The following is a 16928-nucleotide window of genomic DNA, read 5'->3' on the forward strand; positions in this document are numbered from 1 at the left end:
GCTTAGTTGTGAGCGTGCAGCGCTTCGTTCAGTTCGATGGCCGATTTGTGGGTTTTGCACTCCACGGCACCGGTCTCGGAGTTGCGGCGGAACAGCAGGTCCGGTTGGCCGGCCAGCTCGCGCGCCTTGACCACCTTGACCAGTTGGTTCGACTCGTCCAGCAATGCAACCTTGGTGCCGGCGGTCACGTACAGGCCCGACTCCACGGTGTTGCGGTCGCCCAACGGGATACCGATACCGGCATTGGCGCCGATCAGGCAGCCTTCTCCGACCTTGATCACGATGTTGCCGCCGCCCGACAGGGTGCCCATGGTCGAGCAACCGCCGCCCAGGTCCGAACCCTTGCCGACGAACACGCCAGCCGATACACGGCCTTCGATCATGCCCGGGCCTTCGGTGCCGGCGTTGAAGTTGACGAAACCTTCGTGCATCACGGTGGTGCCTTCGCCCACATAGGCACCCAGGCGGATACGCGCGGCATCAGCGATACGCACGCCGCTCGGTACCACGTAGTCGGTCATTTTCGGGAACTTGTCCACCGAGAACACTTCCAGCAACTCGCCACGCAGGCGTGCTTCCAGTTGGCGTTCGGCCAGCTCATTGATGTCGATTGCGCCCTGGCTGGTCCAGGCCACGTTCGGCAACTGCGGGAACACACCGGCGAGGCTCAGGCCGTGTGGCTTGACCAGGCGATGGGACAGCAGGTGCAGCTTGAGGTAGGCCTCTGGGGTGGACGTCAGTGCGGCGTCTTCGGCCAGCAAGGTGGCAACCAGCGGCGTGTGGCTTTCAGCCAGACGGCTCAGCAGAGCGGCTTGGGTGGCGTCGACGCCCTTGAGCGCGTCAGCCAGTTGCAGGGCCTGGGCGACGGTGAAGGTGATCGCCTGGTTGCCTTCGCTGTAGCCGAGGATCGGCGCGATGGCGGCAACGATTTCAGCCGATGGGTTGAGCAAGGGTTGTGCGTAAAACACTTCCAGCCAAGCACCTTGGCGGTTCTGAGTGCCGACGCCGAAGCCCAGGCTGAACAGGGAATTGGACATGCTGTTACCTCTACAAAAATGGAAGGGCTGGCCTACTTGAGGGCCGCCGAATAACTATCTGGCTTGAAGCCAATCAGGGTTCTGTCACCGAGATCAAGCACCGGACGCTTGATCATCGAAGGTTGTGCGAGCATCAATTCAATGGCTTTCGACTGATCGAGATCGGCTTTGCGTTCGTCTTCGAGTTTGCGAAAGGTGGTGCCCGCACGGTTCAAAACCACCTGCCAACCGTGCTCGTTGCACCATTGGGTCAAGTGTTCACGGTCGATACCGGCCGTTTTGTAGTCGTGGAACTCATAGCTCACCGCGTGCTCATCGAGCCACGTGCGCGCCTTTTTCATGGTGTCGCAGGCTTTGATGCCGAAAAGGTGCAACGTTTTGCTTGAAGCGGTCAAGGAATTGCCCCCCCTGCTTTACTGATGTCAGTGCCAATGAAAATGAAAGATCACGGATTATGCCACGACCAGCGGGTTTGGGTGCCGCTCGTCAGCATCGTGCGACCTTTGTGCAAAAGCCAGCGCTTAACATAGCCGGGTAATATGGCACTTCAACGGCTGGTTGTTGCCTGATGTGTCGTTGCAAGTCGATTGTCCGGGAAACCGCGTTATGCAAACCGCCTACACCGTTCTTATCCTGCTGATGCTGGTCAGCGTTTCGCGTCTGGTCGGGCGTGTCATCCCCCTGCCGTTACCCCTGGTGCAGATTGCCGCTGGCGCCTTGCTGGCCTGGCCCACACTGGGGCTGCATGTGGCGCTGGACCCGGAGCTGTTCCTGTTTCTATTCCTGCCACCGCTGCTGTTCTCCGATGGCTGGCGCATGCCCAAGCGCGAATTGTGGCGCCTGCGTGGGCCGATCCTGACGCTGGCCGTCGGCCTGGTACTGTTCACCGTGGTCGGTGCTGGCTACTTCATTCATTGGCTATTGCCGACGATCCCGCTGCCGGTGGCCTTCGCCCTCGCTGCCGTGTTGTCGCCGACAGATGCCGTGGCCGTGTCGGCGATTGCCCAGAACCGCTTGCCGACACCGCTGATGCATATGCTCCAGGGCGAAGCGTTGATGAATGATGCCTCGGGCCTGGTGACCTTCAAGTTCGCCTTGGCCGCAGCATTGACCGGCGTGTTCTCTCTGGCCGATGCCAGCCTTACCTTTGTTTTGGTGGCCGTGGGCGGCCTGGCGGTCGGGGTGGCGCTGAGCTGGCTGGTCGGCCGCCTGCGTGCCTGGATGATTGCTCGAGGTTGGGATGACCCGGCAACGCACGTGGTGTTCATGTTGCTGCTGCCGTTTGCGGCCTACGTGCTGGCCGAACGCCTCGGCGCCTCGGGCATCTTGTCGGCGGTCGCGGCGGGCATGATGCAAAGCTGGCTCGACCTGTTGCCTCGCCAGACCAGCACGCGTTTGCTCAATCGCAGTGTCTGGTCATTGCTGGAGTTTGCTTTCAATGGCCTGATCTTCCTGCTGCTGGGCCTGCAACTGCCGGACATCATCAAGGCCGTGGTCAGTCATGAGCCGACGCTGTGGCCCGCCTTGTTGTATCGCTGCCTGGATGTGATTGCGATCTTTCTGGTGCTGGTGGTGTTGCGCTTTATCTGGGTACAGAGCATCTGGCGCCTGTCGGGTTTACTCCGGCGGCTACGTGGGAAAAGTGAGTTGACCCTGGTGCCGACCGCGCGTTCCTGTTGGCTGTTGACCGTGGGCGGAGTGCGCGGTGCGGTGACCCTGGCCGGTGTAATGTCGGTGCCATTGTTGCTGGTGCCGGGCCAGAGTTTCCCCGAGCGCGACCTGCTGATCTTTATCGCGGCCGGTGTGATCCTGCTGTCACTGATCGCCGCATGCATCGCCCTGCCGCTGCTCTTGCGCGGCGTTGAAAAGAGTCCGGATGAAAAGCGCCATAACGAAGTGCGCGAGGCCTGGAAAAAAACCGCCGTGGCGGCGATCCATGCCTTGGAGGCAGAGGAGCCCGTTGACATCGCAGCCCAGGACGCCGCCCAGGCCGCGTTGGCCACTGAACTCAAGGCACGCCTGATGTCGGAATATCGCCATCAGTTGGAAGTGTTCAATGACTCGGCCGAAGCCCAGGCATTGGCACAGCAGATGGACCAACTGGAGCGAAAGTTGCGTCTCAAGGCGCTGCGCGCGCAGCGGTTGGAGCTCTACAGCTTGAGCCGTCATCACCAGATTGGTGATGACGTGTTGCGAGAGGTGCTGGCAGAGCTGGATATGAGTGAGGCGAACTTGGGGCCCGTGAAGTAGAGGAGGTATTACGCAGTGGGAGGGCGATCAGTTTTGATTAACACCTTCATCAACGTATAAATCAGTTGCCCCGCAGGCGTGCTGTCCTGCGGATAAAGCGATTGAATAAAACCCTTATCGCCGTCCGACAGTTGCAACGGTTTAGGGATTTCGTTTGGACTTTTCAATCGGGGCTTGGAAAAACTGTAATGCATGATTGATTGTTCATCGTAAGGTGAAGTTTTCACGGTGCTGCGGTGTGATTTCTTGAGGACGTCGTGGTAAGCGTCACCTCTTGTTTTATTTCGGGATTCGTAATCTTTGTAAACTTCATCCTCATCAAATACCAATGTCCGATCCGGATGCTGGTGTTCATGCCTTAAACCCAGCGCATGACCAAACTCATGTAGCACCTGCGCCTCAATACGTTCCGGCGAACTGCCGAAGCCAATGCTCATCGTCGTCTCAGAGGGGGAGATATTTTTTGCGTCCGTTCCAATGTACGACCAGCCTGCAGTGCTCGTGTTATTTGCGGTAATTCTGATATCGCCATGCGCTGTATCGACGAACTTGAAGTGCAGGTTGGTGTGAGGCGTCCATTTTCTTATATTGGCTTTTACCAGCGTCTTCTGCGCGTCCGTCATATCCAGCAAAGCTATCTTCAGGACTGAATGCTGTGGCCAGAGTTTGTCGGGGGTGGCGATGCCACGTTTATGCCGGGTGGGATTTGATTCGGGCGTCGTAAAGGCGGCTGTGTTGTATGAGGAAGTAGGGGGAGGCAAGTTGCAGACGGTCATGTCTTCTCTCCATCAAAAGTAAAAGGCCAGGCCGCCATGAACGGCATGGGCTGCCATTGGCATCATTGTTGGCTACTACTTTTGGTGGGTGAGAAACGCGGGCGTGTTCCCATTCAAAGGGTTGCTTGATCTTTCTTTGAGTTGGCCGCTCCGGAACGCGCGAGCGGCCCTTGGGATCAGCGGTGACGCTGAATGAAGTCCCGAATTCGCTCAGCCGCTTCCACGCACTCGGCAAGCGGTGCAACCAGCGCCAGGCGCACACGGCCAGCCCCAGGGTTGACGCCATCCACTTCCCGGGACAGGTACGAACCCGGCACCACGGTCACGTGTTCCTCGACGAACAAATCGCGGCAGAACGCGGCATCATCGCCTTGTACATTCGGCCACAGGTAGAACCCGCCGTCCGGGGCCTGTACGTCCAGCACCGGCTTGAGGATCGCCAGCACGGCATCAAACTTCTCGCGGTACAAGTCCCGGTTGGCCTGCACATGGGCCTCGTCCTGCCAGGCCGCGATACTTGCCAGCTGGGTTTGTACCGGCATCGCACAACCATGGTAAGTGCGGTACAGCAGGAAGCCCTTGAGGATCTCGGCATCGCCCGCGACAAAACCGGAACGCAGGCCTGGCAGGTTGGAGCGCTTGGACAGGCTGTGGAACACCACGCAGCGCTTGAAGTCCTGGCGGCCCAGTTCGACACACGCGCTGAGCAGGCCCGGCGGTGGGGTTTGTTCGTCGAAGTAGAGTTCGCTGTAGCACTCGTCAGCGGCGATTACGAAGTCATATTCATCGGCCAGGGCGATGAGTTTTTTCAGGGTGTCGACCGGGATCAGTGCACCCGTCGGGTTGCCCGGGGAGCAGAGGAACAGGATCTGGCAGCGTTTCCAGATGTCTGGCGACACGGCGTCGAAATCCGGGTTGAAGCCGTTTTCATCCAGGCAGGGCAGGTAATGCGGCTTGGCCCCGGCCAGGAACGCGGCGCCTTCGTAGATTTGGTAGAACGGGTTCGGGCTGACCACCAGCGCGTCGTCACCACGGTTGACCACGGTCTGGGTGAAGGCAAACAGCGCTTCACGGGTGCCGTTGACCGGCAGGATATTGCGCGCCGGATCCAGCCAGCCCTTGGGTACGTCGAAGCGGCGCTCGCACCAGGCGCCAATGGCCTCGCGCAAAGCCGGGATGCCCAGGGTGGTGGGGTACACCGCCATCTGGTCGAGGTTGTTGGCCAGGGCATCGGCAACGAACTGCGGCGACTTGTGCTTGGGCTCGCCGATGGACAACGCGATCGGGCGCTTGTCCGGGTTCGGTGTGACGCTGCCCAGCAGGGCGCGCAGCTTTTCGAACGGGTAGGGCTGGAGCTGATTCAGGGCGTTGTTCATCGGTGGATCTCGTGCAAGGCGTTAAAAACTGGGAGGGGAGCGGTGGGCCGCTCCTGGTATCAAATCGTCAGGCGCGTCAGTTCGACACCGGGTTCCTGGGGCACGCTCAACTGCTGCACGATCGCCGCCTGCAAGCGCAGGCAAAGCTCGGGGTCGGACAGGGGCTGGTTGTCGGCGTCGGTAATAAAGAACACGTCTTCCACCCGCTCGCCGAGGGTTGCAATCTTGGCGTTCTGCAACGACAGGTCGAACTCCAGAAAAATCCCGCCGATCCGTGCCAGCAGCCCCGGGCGATCCGGCGCGCTGAGCTCCAGCACCGTGACCGGGCGCTGGGCGTCGTTGGAAATGGTCACCTGGGGCGCAAAGGCAAAGTGCTTGAGCTGGCGCGGTACCCGGCGTTGGATGATGGTCGGGTAGTCATCCGGGTTGCGCAGCGCTTCGGTCAGGCCTTCGCGGATCTTTTTCACCCGCGCCGGGTTATCGCCGATGGACTCGCCTTCGGTATCCAGCACGATATAGGTATCGAGGGTGAACTGGCTGCTGGAGGTGATGACCCGGGCGTCATGGATGTTCAGGTTGAGCTGATCCATGGCCGCCACGGTCACGGCGAAGAAGTCGTGCTGGTCGGGCGCATAGATGAAGATCTGCGTGCCGCCTTCGAATTCGCGCTGGGTGGTTTCCTTGATCAGCACCAGTGGGCCGCCATCGGCAGGCTGCTGCAGGATCGCGTCACTGTGCCAGGCCACATCGCCGGCGGTGTGGCGCAGGAAGTAATCATCGCCCAGTTGCGACCACAACTGCTCGACGTCGTCCGGGTCGTTGCCACCGCGCACCAGGATATCGAGTGCCGCGCTTTGGGTGCGGCGGATCTGCTCTTCGCGGTCCACCGGGTTTTCCAGGCCACGACGCAGCGCGCGCTTGGTTTCGGTGTACAGCTGGCGCAACAGACTGGCGCGCCAGGAGTTCCACAGGGTCGGATTGGTGGCGTTGATGTCGGAAACGGTCAGCACGTACAGGTAGTCGAGGTGGGTTTCATCGCCGACGATCCCGGCGAAGTCGTGGATCACCTGCGGGTCGGACAAGTCCTTGCGCTGGGCGGTGGTCGACATCAGCAGATGGTTCTGCACAAGCCACACGATCAGGCGGCTGTCCCACAGCGGCAGCTGGTGGCGCTGGCAGAACGCCTCGGCATCGACCGCGCCGATTTCCGAGTGGTCGCCATGTCGGCCCTTGCCAATGTCGTGGTACAGGCCGGCGAGGTAGATCAACTCCGGCTTGGGCAGCTTGGCCATGAGCTTGCTGGCCAGCGGGAATTTCTCTGACACCTGGGTGTACTGCAACTTACGCAAGTGCTTGATCAGGTTCAGGGTGTGGGCGTCTACGGTATAGATGTGGAACAGATCGTGCTGCATCTGCCCGACGATGAAACCGAACTCCGGCAGGTAACGCCCGAGGATGCCATAGCGGTTCATGCGGCGCAGGTTGCGATGGATGCCGATCTTGCACTTGAACAGCTCGATAAACAGGCTGGTGTTGCGAATGTCGTTGCGAAAGTCATCGTCGATCAGGTGACGGTTTTCCCGCAGCAGGCGGATGGTATCGGCGCGTACGCCCTTGATTTCCGGCTGCTGGGCCATCAGCACGAAGATCTCCAGCATGGCGAACGGGGTGCGGCGGAACACGTTGTCGTTGCGTGCCTCGATATAGCCGTCGTGCAGCTGGAAGCGCGAGTTGATCGGCTGCGGCGGTGCTTCGTCTTCCGGGGCCAGGATCACTTCTTCGAAATGCTGGATGATCAGGTCGCTGAGCTGGGCAATGCTCATGACCACCCGGTAGTACTGCTGCATGAAGCTTTCGATGCTGGTCTTCGCGTCTTCGCCTTCAAACCCCAGCAGGGTTGCGATGCAGCGCTGGTGGTCGAACAGCAGGCGATCTTCGGAGCGCCCGGCGAGCATGTGCAGGGCGTAGCGCACTTTCCACAGGAACTCCTGGGACGACGCCAGCAGGGCGTTTTCGCTCTCCACCAGGAAGCCTTCGCCGGCCAGGGCGCGCAGGTTCAGGGTGCCGTATTGGCGACGCGCTACCCACAAAATCGTCTGGATGTCGCGCAGCCCGCCCGGCGAGCCTTTGACGTTGGGCTCGAGGTTGTATTCGGTGTCGTTGTACTTGTGGTGCCGGGCCTTCTGCTCGGCGCGCTTGGCCAGGAAGAAATCCTTGCTCGGCCACATGTGTGCGGTGCTGGTGACTTCGAGCATGCGCTGGCGCAGGCGCTCGGGGCCGGCGATGGTGCGGCTTTCCATCAGGTTGGTGATGACGGTGAGGTCGGCGCGGGCCTCTTCGGCGCATTCATCGACCGAGCGCACGCTCTGGCCGACTTCCAGGCCGATATCCCACAGCAGCGTGAGAAAACGCTCGATGGAATCGCGAAAGATCTCATGATCGGCGCTGTCCAGCAGGATCAGCAGGTCGATGTCGGAGTAGGGGTGCAGCTCGCCACGACCGTATCCGCCGACCGCTACCAGGGCAATATCGGCGTCTTCGCTCCAGCTGAACTGTTCCCAGGCCTTTTGCAGGATATTATCGACGAACCAGGCGCGGTCCTCGATCAGCCGGCGGATGTCCCGGCCGCTGCGAAAGCGCTCGTCGAGTACCTCGCGGGCCTGGCGGATCGCCTTTTTGAACGCGGCGATGGGGCTCGCTTTCAGAGCCAGCTCGGCCTGGAACTGGCCACGGTCGAAGAGTTCGGGATCCACCTGGGGCATTGATCGGCTTTCCTTTCTATCTATCAGTCAGTCACAACACAGTTTGGGAAAACCTTGGCAGCCTTTACGCCGAAACGCGTGGGATCGTGTCGTCGGCGCGCAGGGTGAAGATCTCGTAGCCGGTCTCGGTGACCAGCAGGGTGTGTTCCCACTGGGCCGAGAGCTTGCGGTCTTTGGTGATGGCGGTCCAGCCGTCGCCCAGCACCTTGGTATCGGCCTTGCCCTGGTTGATCATCGGCTCGATGGTAAAGGTCATGCCTGCCTTGAGCTCCATGCCGGTGCCGGCGCGGCCGTAGTGCAGGATCTGCGGTTCTTCGTGGAAGACCGTGCCGATACCGTGGCCGCAGAATTCGCGCACCACCGAGAAACCGTTCTTTTCGGCGTGCTTCTGGATCACTTCACCGATGTCGCCCAGGCGGCAGCCAGGCTTGACGATCTCGATGGCTTTGTACATGCATTCCTGGGTGACCTGGGACAGGCGCTCGGCCCAGACCGGCACGTTGCCGACGTGGAACATGCGGCTGGTGTCACCGAAGTAGCGGTCCTTGATCACGGTGACGTCGATGTTCAGGGTGTCGCCGTCCTTCAACGGCTTGTCGCCCGGAATCCCGTGGCAGACCACGTGGTTGACCGACGTGCAGATCGACTTGGGGAAGCCCTTGTAGTTCAGCGGCGCAGGAATAGCGCCCTGCACATTGACTATATAGTCATGGCAGATTTGGTTCAGGGTTTCCGTGGTAACGCCGGGCTTGACGTGCTCGGCAATCATTTCCAGCACGTCGGCAGCCAGTTTGCCGGCAATGCGCATGCCGGCGATGTCTTCGGCGGTTTTCAAACTAACGGTCATACAGGCTCTCTCTAGCGCGATGCGCTGAAATCAATACGGTTTACGGGCGTGCGACAAAAGGTTGCAGAATTCGCACAAGCGCCAAAAAACGCGATTCTAACAGACGCGGGCGTCAAATCATGAGCCCCTGACGATCGCTTCTCTCTATCAGGTGGGGTTATATCGGGTCTATTCAAAGGGTTGCGTACAAGTCGCTCAGGCCAAATGTGATTGCGTGTTTCGTTTTCGCCCTTCGTGTGGTATAAAATGCGCCGCTTTCCGGGGATACCCCGCAAAGCTTAAATCCACACACGTGTCGACACGATGACCTGGGTGCCGGAGGCCTTGATGCCGCTGGTTGGTCATTGGGATACGTGGAGGCCAAACCCGACTTATTAAGGAACTATCATGTCCCAAGTCAATATGCGCGATATGCTGAAGGCCGGTGTGCACTTCGGTCACCAGACCCGTTACTGGAACCCGAAAATGGGTAAATACATTTTCGGCGCGCGTAACAAGATCCACATCATCAACCTTGAAAAAACCCTGCCAATGTTCAACGAAGCTCTGACTTTCGTAGAGCGCCTGGCTCAGGGCAAAAACAAGATCCTGTTCGTCGGCACCAAGCGTTCCGCTGGCAAGATCGTTGCTGAAGAAGCAGCACGTTGCGGTTCGCCGTACGTCGATCACCGCTGGTTGGGCGGCATGCTGACCAACTTCAAAACCATCCGTGCTTCCATCAAGCGTCTGCGTGACCTTGAAGTGCAAGCCGAAGACGGTACTTTCGCCAAGCTGACCAAGAAAGAAGCGCTGATGCGCACTCGTGACCTGGAAAAGCTCGATCGTTCCCTGGGTGGTATCAAGGACATGGGCGGTCTGCCTGACGCACTGTTCGTTATCGACGTTGATCACGAGCGCATCGCGATCACCGAAGCCAACAAGCTGGGCATCCCTGTTATCGGCGTAGTCGATACCAACAGCAGCCCGGAAGGCGTTGACTACATCATCCCAGGCAACGATGACGCCATCCGCGCTATCCAGCTGTACATGGGTTCGATGGCTGACGCTGTAATCCGTGGTCGCAACCACGTTGCTGGTGGTACTGAGCAGTTCGTTGAAGAAGCTCCGGTAGCCGCAGCTGAGTAATTGACGCCCTGGCGTTGACTCAGTAAGCAAAAAGGGGGCTTGGCCCCCTTTTTGCCACCTCGAAAACCATTTGTGAGCAGCGCAGCTACATCACCTGTAACGTGCAGCGGCTAACAAGGGTGGTTCGGGAAGAATTGATCCCCCGTTCGATCGGGTGGAATGGTTGAAAACCTATCCAAGAGGAATTTGAAAATGGCAGCAATTACTGCAGCGTTGGTTAAAGAACTGCGTGAGCGTACCGGCGAAGGCATGATGGATTGCAAGAAAGCCCTGGAAAAGGCTGACGGCGACATCGAAAAAGCCATTGATGACATGCGTGCTTCCGGCGCCATCAAGGCTGCCAAAAAAGCAGGCAACGTGGCTGCTGAAGGCGCTATCGCTCTGAAAGAAGACGGCAAATCTGCTGTTCTGCTGGAAGTGAACTCTCAGACCGACTTCCTGGCCCTGCAGGACGACTTCAAGGCCTTTGTTGCTGCCAGCGTTGAAAAAGCGTTCGCCGACAAGCTGACTGACGTCGCTCCGCTGATCGCCGCTCAAGAAGCTGATCGCCTGGTACTGGTCGGCAAGGTTGGCGAAAACGTCAACATCCGTCGCCTGGTGCGCGTTGAAGGTGATGTAGTTGGTGGTTACCTGCACGGCAACAAGATCGGCGTTGCAGTTGTCCTGAAGGGCGGCAATGTTGAGCTGGCCAAGGACATCGCTATGCACGTAGCGGCCAGCAACCCTGAGTTCCTGCTGCCTTCGGAAGTTTCTGCCGAAGCGATCGAGCGTGAAAAAGCTGTGTTCCTGCAGCTGAACGAAGAAAAAATCAAAGGCAAGCCAGAAAACATTGTTGAGAATATGGTCAAGGGCCGTATCAGCAAGTTCCTGGCCGAAGCAAGCCTGGTTGAGCAGGCGTTCGTCAAGAACCCTGAAGTCAAGGTTGGCGAATTGGCCAAGAAAGCCGGTGCTGAAATCGTTTCCTTCACTTACTTCAAGGTAGGCGAAGGCATCGAGAAGCCGGTCGACAACTTCGCTGAAGAAGTTGCTGCCCAGCTGGCTGCCGCCAAGCAATAAGACAGTTTTTAACTGTCGCCCGAAAGAGGCTGCCCGCTCACGCGCGCAGCCTCTTTTCAAATGGGCAGGCCGATTTTATTTGGCTTACCCTCGGAACTGGCTTACAAAGCCGTGTTCCGATGGCGCTGTGAGAGCGTCCAGCTAGAGTGAACGCAAGCCGTAAATGGCTCGCCAAGAATTTTTTAAAAATACGCCGCAGGAGAGATTCGCAATGGCTCAGCAGGGCAGTGGTTATCAGGCTCGCTATAAACGCATTCTACTCAAGCTTAGCGGCGAGGCCCTGATGGGCTCGGAAGAGTTCGGGATCGATCCCAAGGTCCTCGACCGCATGGCGCTGGAAGTCGGCCAGTTGGTCGGCATCGGCGTACAAGTCGGCCTGGTGATCGGCGGGGGCAATCTGTTCCGCGGTGCGGCACTGAGTGCGGCCGGTATGGATCGGGTCACTGGCGACCACATGGGCATGCTGGCCACTGTGATGAACGCCCTGGCCATGCGTGACGCCCTGGAGCGTGCCAATATTTCGGCTATCGTGATGTCGGCTATTTCCATGGTGGGCGTGACCGATCACTATGATCGTCGCAAAGCCATGCGCCACCTGAACGCCAAAGAGGTGGTGATCTTTGCTGCCGGTACCGGCAACCCGTTCTTCACCACGGACTCGGCTGCCTGCCTGCGCGCCATCGAGATCGATGCTGACGTAGTGCTCAAGGCGACCAAGGTAGATGGCGTGTACACCGCAGACCCGTTCAAAGACCCGCATGCCGAGAAGTTCGATCATCTGACCTACGATGAAGTGCTGGATCGCAAGCTGGGCGTGATGGACCTGACGGCTATTTGCCTGTGTCGCGACCATAAGATGCCACTGCGCGTATTTAACATGAACAAGCCCGGTGCCCTGCTGAATATCGTACACGGCGGCGCGGAAGGGACTCTGATCGAGGAAGGCCAACAATGATCAATGAAATCAAGAAAGACGCCCAAGCGCGTATGCAGAAATCCCTGGAGTCTCTGAGCCACGCATTCGGCCAGATTCGTACCGGCAAGGCGCACCCGAGCATTCTGGGCAGCGTGATGGTGCCTTATTACGGCGCTGATACCCCGCTGAGCGGCGTGGCCAACGTTACCGTAAAAGATTCGCGCACCCTGCAAGTCGTGGCCTTCGAGCGCAACATGCTCGCCGCAGTCGACAAAGCCATCCAGAGCGCCGGCCTGAACCTCAACCCGACCAACCTGGGCGAGTTGCTGCTGATCTCCATGCCGGCCCTGACTGAAGAAACCCGCAAGGGCTTCACCAAGCAGGCCCGCAGCGCCGCTGAAGATGCGCGTGTTGCCGTGCGCAACATCCGTCGCGATGCCTTGGGTGACTTGAAGAAACTGGTCAAGGACAAGGAAATCAGCGAAGACGAAGAGCGTCGTGCCGTCGCCGATATCGATAAGCTGACCAAGGATGCCGAGGCCCAGATCACCAAGGCCACGGAAGAAAAAGAAAAGGACCTGATGGCCGTATAAGGGGTCAGGACGCCTTCATGGAAAAGACCAAGCAGACTGTGCCCTCTGTGGTGCCGCGCCATGTCGCGATCATCATGGATGGGAATAATCGCTGGGCGAAGAAACGCTTTATGCCGGGTGTTGCCGGGCATAAAGCGGGTGTCGATGCGGTACGGGCTGTGATCGAGGTATGCGCCGAGGCCAAGGTCGAGGTATTGACCTTGTTCGCGTTCTCCAGTGAAAACTGGCAGCGGCCCGCCGAAGAAGTCAGTGCCTTGATGGATCTGTTCTTCAAGGCACTGCGTCGCCAGGCCAAGCGCCTGAATGACAACAACATCAGCCTGCGCATCATCGGCGACCGCTCGCGCTTCCATCCGGAACTGCAGGCGGCCATGCGTGAAGCCGAGGCGATCACTGCTGGCACTGACCGCTTTGTGCTGCAAATCGCGGCCAACTACGGTGGTCAGTGGGATATTGCCCAGGCTGCGCAGCGACTGGCCCGTGAAGTGCAGGCCGGTCATCTGCGGCCGGACGACATCTCGCCTGAACTGTTACAAACCTGCCTGGTGACCGGTGACCTGCCGTTGCCTGACTTGTGTATCCGTACCGGTGGTGAGCATCGCATCAGCAATTTTCTCTTATGGCAGTTGGCCTATACCGAGCTGTACTTCTCCGACCTGTTCTGGCCGGACTTCAAACACGATGCCATGCGCACTGCGCTGGCCGATTTCGCTTCCCGTCAGCGTCGCTTCGGTAAAACGAGTGAGCAGATCGAAGCTGGAGCCCGGGTTTAAATGCTTAAACAACGAATCATCACAGCACTGATACTGTTGCCGATTGCCTTGTGCGGGTTCTTCCTGCTGGATGGCTCCGGCTTTGCACTGTTTATCGGCCTGGTGGTAACCCTGGGTGCCTGGGAATGGGCACGATTGGCAGGCTTCAACGCGCAGTTGCCGCGTGTGGTGTACGCCCTTGTGGTGGCGGTGCTGCTGTTTCTGATGCATACCCTGTCGAGCATCATCGTGCCTTGGGTGTTGGGGGCCGCGGTGTTGTGGTGGGCGCTTGCGACCTACCTGGTGCTGACTTTTCCGCGCAGCAGTGGCCAGTGGTCCAGTGTCGCCAGCAAGTTGGTGATTGGCTTGTTGATTCTGTTGCCCGCCTGGCAAGGGTTGGTGGAGATCAAGAATTCGCCGATGGGTAACTGGCTGATCATGGCAGTGATGGTGCTGGTCTGGGGTGCAGACATCGGCGCCTACTTCTCTGGTCGTGCATTCGGCAAGCGCAAGCTGGCGCCGGCGGTCAGTCCGGGCAAGAGCTGGGAAGGTGTGTATGGCGGCCTGGCGTTGACGCTGTTGATCACACTTGTGGTGGGTGTGTTACGCGACTGGTCGGTGATGGACATCTTCCTGGCACTGCTCGGTACGGCCATCGTCGTATTCATTTCGGTGGTGGGTGACCTCACTGAAAGCATGTTCAAGCGCCAGGCCGGGATCAAGGACAGCAGCAACCTGCTGCCGGGACATGGCGGGGTGCTGGATCGTATCGATAGCCTTACCGCTGCCATCCCGATCTTTGCCGTGCTGTTGTGGATGACCGCTTCGTGAGTCGCCTGCAACAAGTGACCGTACTGGGTGCAACCGGTTCGGTAGGGTTGAGCGCCCTGGATGTGATCGCTCGTCATCCTGACCGCTATCAAGTGTTTGCCTTGACCGGGTTCACCCGTCTCAGCGAACTGCTGGCACTGTGCGTGCGCCACGTGCCGCGCTTTGCTGTTGTGCCCGGGCGTTCGGCGGCGCGGAGCCTGCAGGATGATCTGCGGGCTGCCGGGCTGGCCACTCAGGTGCTGGTGGGGGAGGAGGGGTTGTGCCAGGTCTCGGCCGATGCCGAGGTGGATACGGTGGTAGCCGCTATCGTCGGTGCCGCCGGCTTGCGTCCGACCTTGGCCGCCGTGGACGCGGGCAAGAAAATTCTGCTGGCCAACAAAGAAGCGCTGGTGATGTCCGGCGCGCTCTTCATGCAGGCTGTGCGCAAGAGCGGTGCCGTACTGCTGCCCCTCGACAGTGAGCACAATGCTATCTTCCAATGCATGCCTGGTGACTTTGCTCGCGGTCTCAGTCAGGTGGGGGTGCGTCGGATTTTGCTGACCGCTTCGGGTGGTCCTTTTCGGCAAACTCCCTTGGCGGAGTTGGAGCATGTGTCTCCGGACCAGGCGTGCGCTCATCCTAACTGGTCTATGGGGCGCAAAATCTCCGTAGACTCGGCAAGCATGATGAATAAAGGCCTGGAGTTGATCGAGGCCTGCTGGTTGTTCGATGCGCAACCGGATCAGGTCGAGGTGGTGATTCACCCGCAAAGTGTGATTCATTCACTGGTCGACTATGTGGATGGCTCGGTATTGGCCCAATTGGGCAATCCCGATATGCGTACTCCGATCGCCAATGCCCTGGCTTGGCCGGAGCGAATTGATTCCGGTGTGGCGCCACTGGATCTGTTTGCCATTGCCCGCTTGGACTTCGAGGCACCGGACGAACAACGTTTTCCTTGTCTGCGCCTGGCGCGTGAGGCGGCGGAGGCGGGTAACAGCGCGCCGGCGATGCTCAATGCGGCGAATGAGGTGGCGGTGGCGGCGTTTCTCGAACGGCGCATCCGCTTTCCGCAGATCGCGAGTATCATCGAGGACGTCCTGGGTCTTGAGCCTGTGGTGGCGGTGAACGACCTCGGCGCGGTATTCGAGGCGGACACCAAGGCACGCGCCTTGGCCGAACAATGGTTGAACCGCAACGCGCGTTAGGTTGTGGGCGCGATTGAGCCTTGGGGCACTGGATTGGAATGCGGAGAAATTAGATGAGTGCGCTTTACATGATTGTCGGCACCCTGGTTGCTCTGGGCGTGCTGGTCACCTTCCACGAATTCGGCCACTTTTGGGTGGCGCGTCGTTGCGGCGTCAAGGTACTGCGCTTTTCCGTCGGCTTCGGCATGCCGTTGGTTCGCTGGCACGACCGACGCGGCACCGAGTTCGTGATCGCGGCCATTCCGTTGGGTGGCTACGTCAAGATGCTCGATGAGCGTGAAGGCGAAGTGCCGGCCGATCAGCTGGACCAATCTTTCAATCGCAAGACCGTTCGTCAGCGTATCGCCATTGTTGCCGCCGGTCCGATTGCCAACTTTCTGTTGGCGATGCTGTTCTTCTGGGTCTTGGCCATGCTCGGCAGCGAGCAGGTGCGTCCTGTCATCGGCGCGGTCGAGGCTGACAGTATTGCGGCCAAGGCAGGTCTGGTCGCGGGACAGGAAATTGTTTCCATTGATGGTGAGCCGACGACGGGTTGGGGCGCGGTCAATTTGCAATTGGTACGTCGTTTGGGTGAAAGCGGCACGGTCAACGTCGTGGTACGTGAGCAGGATTCCAGTGCCGAGACCCCTCGCGCGTTGGCTCTGGACCATTGGCTCAAGGGCGCTGATGAGCCTGATCCGATCAAGTCCCTGGGCATCCGTCCATGGCGTCCTGCGCTGCCGCCGGTACTGGCTGAGCTGGACCCGAAAGGTCCGGCCCAGGCCGCTGGCCTGAAAACCGGCGATCGCTTGCTGGCCCTCGATGGCCAGGTGTTGGGTGAGTGGCAGCAGGTGGTCGATCTGGTCCGGGTACGCCCTGATACCAAAATTGTGCTGAAAGTTGAACGCGACGGTGCTCAAATCGACGTCCCCGTGACCCTGGCGGTACGTGGGGAAGCCAAGGCGGCCGCGGGGTACCTGGGCGCTGGCGTCAAGAGTCCGGAGTGGCCGCCATCGATGGTGCGTGAGGTCAGTTTCGGGCCGTTGGCGGCAATTGGGGAGGGTGCAAGACGCACTTGGACCATGAGTGTGCTGACCCTCGAATCCCTCAAGAAAATGTTGTTCGGCGAGCTCTCGGTAAAAAACTTGAGTGGACCGATAACCATTGCTAAAGTGGCGGGCGCTTCTGCCCAGTCGGGTGTCGCGGATTTCCTGAATTTCCTGGCTTATCTGAGTATTAGCCTGGGTGTTCTGAATTTGCTGCCCATTCCAGTATTGGATGGGGGGCATCTGTTGTTTTATCTGGTCGAGTGGGTGCGTGGTCGCCCCTTGTCGGATCGGGTGCAGGGTTGGGGGATACAGATCGGTATCAGCTTGGTGGTTGGGGTGATGTTATTAGCCCTGGTCAACGATCTGGGTCGACTGTAACGCTTCGCTGAATT

At 59.3% G+C, this 16928-nt stretch carries 15 protein-coding genes; 9 read left to right on the top strand and 6 right to left on the bottom strand.

The genetic code is table 11. The features are described from left to right. Nucleotides 1-2 precede the first annotated feature (2 nt). Together dapD and FBY10_RS03330 are read right to left on the bottom strand one after the other, a co-directional pair. Complete coding sequence (dapD, locus tag FBY10_RS03325; protein ID WP_027604485.1) at nucleotides 3-1037, bottom strand: 2,3,4,5-tetrahydropyridine-2,6-dicarboxylate N-succinyltransferase; 1035 nt, start codon at nucleotides 1035-1037, stop codon at nucleotides 3-5. Nucleotides 1038-1069: 32 nt separating this feature from the next. Beyond that, on the bottom strand, nucleotides 1070-1378 hold the full coding sequence (locus FBY10_RS03330) for an arsenate reductase (RefSeq protein ID WP_231982825.1): 309 nt from the start codon (nucleotides 1376-1378) through the stop codon (nucleotides 1070-1072). Nucleotides 1379-1643: 265 nt separating this feature from the next. On the opposite strand from FBY10_RS03330, the gene FBY10_RS03335 reads away from it, so the two are divergent. Continuing rightward, nucleotides 1644-3287: a Na+/H+ antiporter gene (locus FBY10_RS03335; RefSeq protein WP_145335059.1), complete on the top strand. Its 1644-nt coding sequence runs from the start codon at nucleotides 1644-1646 to the stop codon at nucleotides 3285-3287. Between the two features lie 8 nt (nucleotides 3288-3295). On the opposite strand, the gene FBY10_RS03340 is transcribed toward FBY10_RS03335, so the two are convergent. From FBY10_RS03340 to map, 4 genes are all read right to left on the bottom strand, one after another. After that, a complete protein-coding gene (locus tag FBY10_RS03340) occupies nucleotides 3296-4063 on the bottom strand; it encodes a M12 family metallopeptidase (protein ID WP_145335057.1) in 768 nt (255 codons plus the stop codon). A gap of 176 nt (nucleotides 4064-4239) precedes the next feature. Continuing rightward, complete coding sequence (dapC, locus tag FBY10_RS03345) at nucleotides 4240-5439, bottom strand: succinyldiaminopimelate transaminase (RefSeq protein WP_145335055.1); 1200 nt, start codon at nucleotides 5437-5439, stop codon at nucleotides 4240-4242. Nucleotides 5440-5498: 59 nt separating this feature from the next. Then, nucleotides 5499-8201, bottom strand: a complete 2703-nt coding sequence (locus FBY10_RS03350) for a [protein-PII] uridylyltransferase (protein ID WP_145335053.1) — start codon at nucleotides 8199-8201, stop codon at nucleotides 5499-5501. A 64-nt stretch (nucleotides 8202-8265) separates the two neighbouring features. Next, entirely contained in the window at nucleotides 8266-9048 is a 783-nt protein-coding gene (map, locus tag FBY10_RS03355; RefSeq protein ID WP_016975842.1) for a type I methionyl aminopeptidase, read from the bottom strand. Nucleotides 9049-9435: 387 nt separating this feature from the next. Here map and rpsB point away from each other — a divergent pair, with 387 nt between their 5' ends. From rpsB to rseP, 8 genes are all read left to right on the top strand, one after another. After that, nucleotides 9436-10173 carry a 30S ribosomal protein S2 gene (gene rpsB, locus FBY10_RS03360; protein ID WP_003219330.1) on the top strand — a complete coding sequence of 246 codons (738 nt, stop codon included), beginning with the start codon at nucleotides 9436-9438 and terminating at the stop codon, nucleotides 10171-10173. Nucleotides 10174-10365: 192 nt separating this feature from the next. Continuing rightward, a complete protein-coding gene (tsf, locus tag FBY10_RS03365; protein WP_065926460.1) occupies nucleotides 10366-11229 on the top strand; it encodes a translation elongation factor Ts in 864 nt (287 codons plus the stop codon). A 211-nt stretch (nucleotides 11230-11440) separates the two neighbouring features. Further along, nucleotides 11441-12184: a UMP kinase gene (gene pyrH, locus FBY10_RS03370; RefSeq protein WP_003172271.1), complete on the top strand. Its 744-nt coding sequence runs from the start codon at nucleotides 11441-11443 to the stop codon at nucleotides 12182-12184. Next, nucleotides 12181-12738, top strand: coding sequence for a ribosome recycling factor (gene frr / locus FBY10_RS03375; protein WP_016974404.1), 558 nt, complete (start codon nucleotides 12181-12183; stop codon nucleotides 12736-12738). Before pyrH ends, frr begins: the two co-directional genes overlap by 4 nt. 17 nt (nucleotides 12739-12755) lie before the next feature. Next, nucleotides 12756-13511, top strand: a complete 756-nt coding sequence (gene uppS, locus FBY10_RS03380; RefSeq protein ID WP_145335051.1) for a polyprenyl diphosphate synthase — start codon at nucleotides 12756-12758, stop codon at nucleotides 13509-13511. Continuing rightward, on the top strand, nucleotides 13512-14321 hold the full coding sequence (locus FBY10_RS03385; protein WP_145335049.1) for a phosphatidate cytidylyltransferase: 810 nt from the start codon (nucleotides 13512-13514) through the stop codon (nucleotides 14319-14321). Further along, nucleotides 14318-15508 (top strand): 1-deoxy-D-xylulose-5-phosphate reductoisomerase, encoded by a 1191-nt coding sequence (gene ispC / locus FBY10_RS03390; RefSeq protein ID WP_131697254.1) that lies wholly within the window; start codon nucleotides 14318-14320, stop codon nucleotides 15506-15508. Before FBY10_RS03385 ends, ispC begins: the two co-directional genes overlap by 4 nt. A 53-nt stretch (nucleotides 15509-15561) precedes the next feature. Beyond that, nucleotides 15562-16914, top strand: coding sequence for a sigma E protease regulator RseP (gene rseP, locus FBY10_RS03395; protein ID WP_131697253.1), 1353 nt, complete (start codon nucleotides 15562-15564; stop codon nucleotides 16912-16914). The last annotated feature ends 14 nt before the right edge of the window (nucleotides 16915-16928 follow it).

The sequence above is a fragment of the Pseudomonas sp. SJZ103 genome (assembly GCF_007828335.1).
Lineage (GTDB): Bacteria > Pseudomonadota > Gammaproteobacteria > Pseudomonadales > Pseudomonadaceae > Aquipseudomonas.

Coding starts and splice junctions, on each gene's coding strand:
- dapD (WP_027604485.1), bottom strand. CDS start 1,037: ATGTCCAATTCCCTGTTCAGCCTGGGCTTCGGCGTCGGCACTCAGAAC.
- dapC (WP_145335055.1), bottom strand. CDS start 5,439: ATGAACAACGCCCTGAATCAGCTCCAGCCCTACCCGTTCGAAAAGCTG.
- rpsB (WP_003219330.1), top strand. CDS start 9,436: ATGTCCCAAGTCAATATGCGCGATATGCTGAAGGCCGGTGTGCACTTC.
- FBY10_RS03340 (WP_145335057.1), bottom strand. CDS start 4,063: ATGACCGTCTGCAACTTGCCTCCCCCTACTTCCTCATACAACACAGCC.
- pyrH (WP_003172271.1), top strand. CDS start 11,441: ATGGCTCAGCAGGGCAGTGGTTATCAGGCTCGCTATAAACGCATTCTA.
- map (WP_016975842.1), bottom strand. CDS start 9,048: ATGACCGTTAGTTTGAAAACCGCCGAAGACATCGCCGGCATGCGCATT.
- tsf (WP_065926460.1), top strand. CDS start 10,366: ATGGCAGCAATTACTGCAGCGTTGGTTAAAGAACTGCGTGAGCGTACC.
- FBY10_RS03350 (WP_145335053.1), bottom strand. CDS start 8,201: ATGCCCCAGGTGGATCCCGAACTCTTCGACCGTGGCCAGTTCCAGGCC.
- FBY10_RS03385 (WP_145335049.1), top strand. CDS start 13,512: ATGCTTAAACAACGAATCATCACAGCACTGATACTGTTGCCGATTGCC.
- FBY10_RS03330 (WP_231982825.1), bottom strand. CDS start 1,378: ATGAAAAAGGCGCGCACGTGGCTCGATGAGCACGCGGTGAGCTATGAG.
- rseP (WP_131697253.1), top strand. CDS start 15,562: ATGAGTGCGCTTTACATGATTGTCGGCACCCTGGTTGCTCTGGGCGTG.
- FBY10_RS03335 (WP_145335059.1), top strand. CDS start 1,644: ATGCAAACCGCCTACACCGTTCTTATCCTGCTGATGCTGGTCAGCGTT.
- frr (WP_016974404.1), top strand. CDS start 12,181: ATGATCAATGAAATCAAGAAAGACGCCCAAGCGCGTATGCAGAAATCC.
- uppS (WP_145335051.1), top strand. CDS start 12,756: ATGGAAAAGACCAAGCAGACTGTGCCCTCTGTGGTGCCGCGCCATGTC.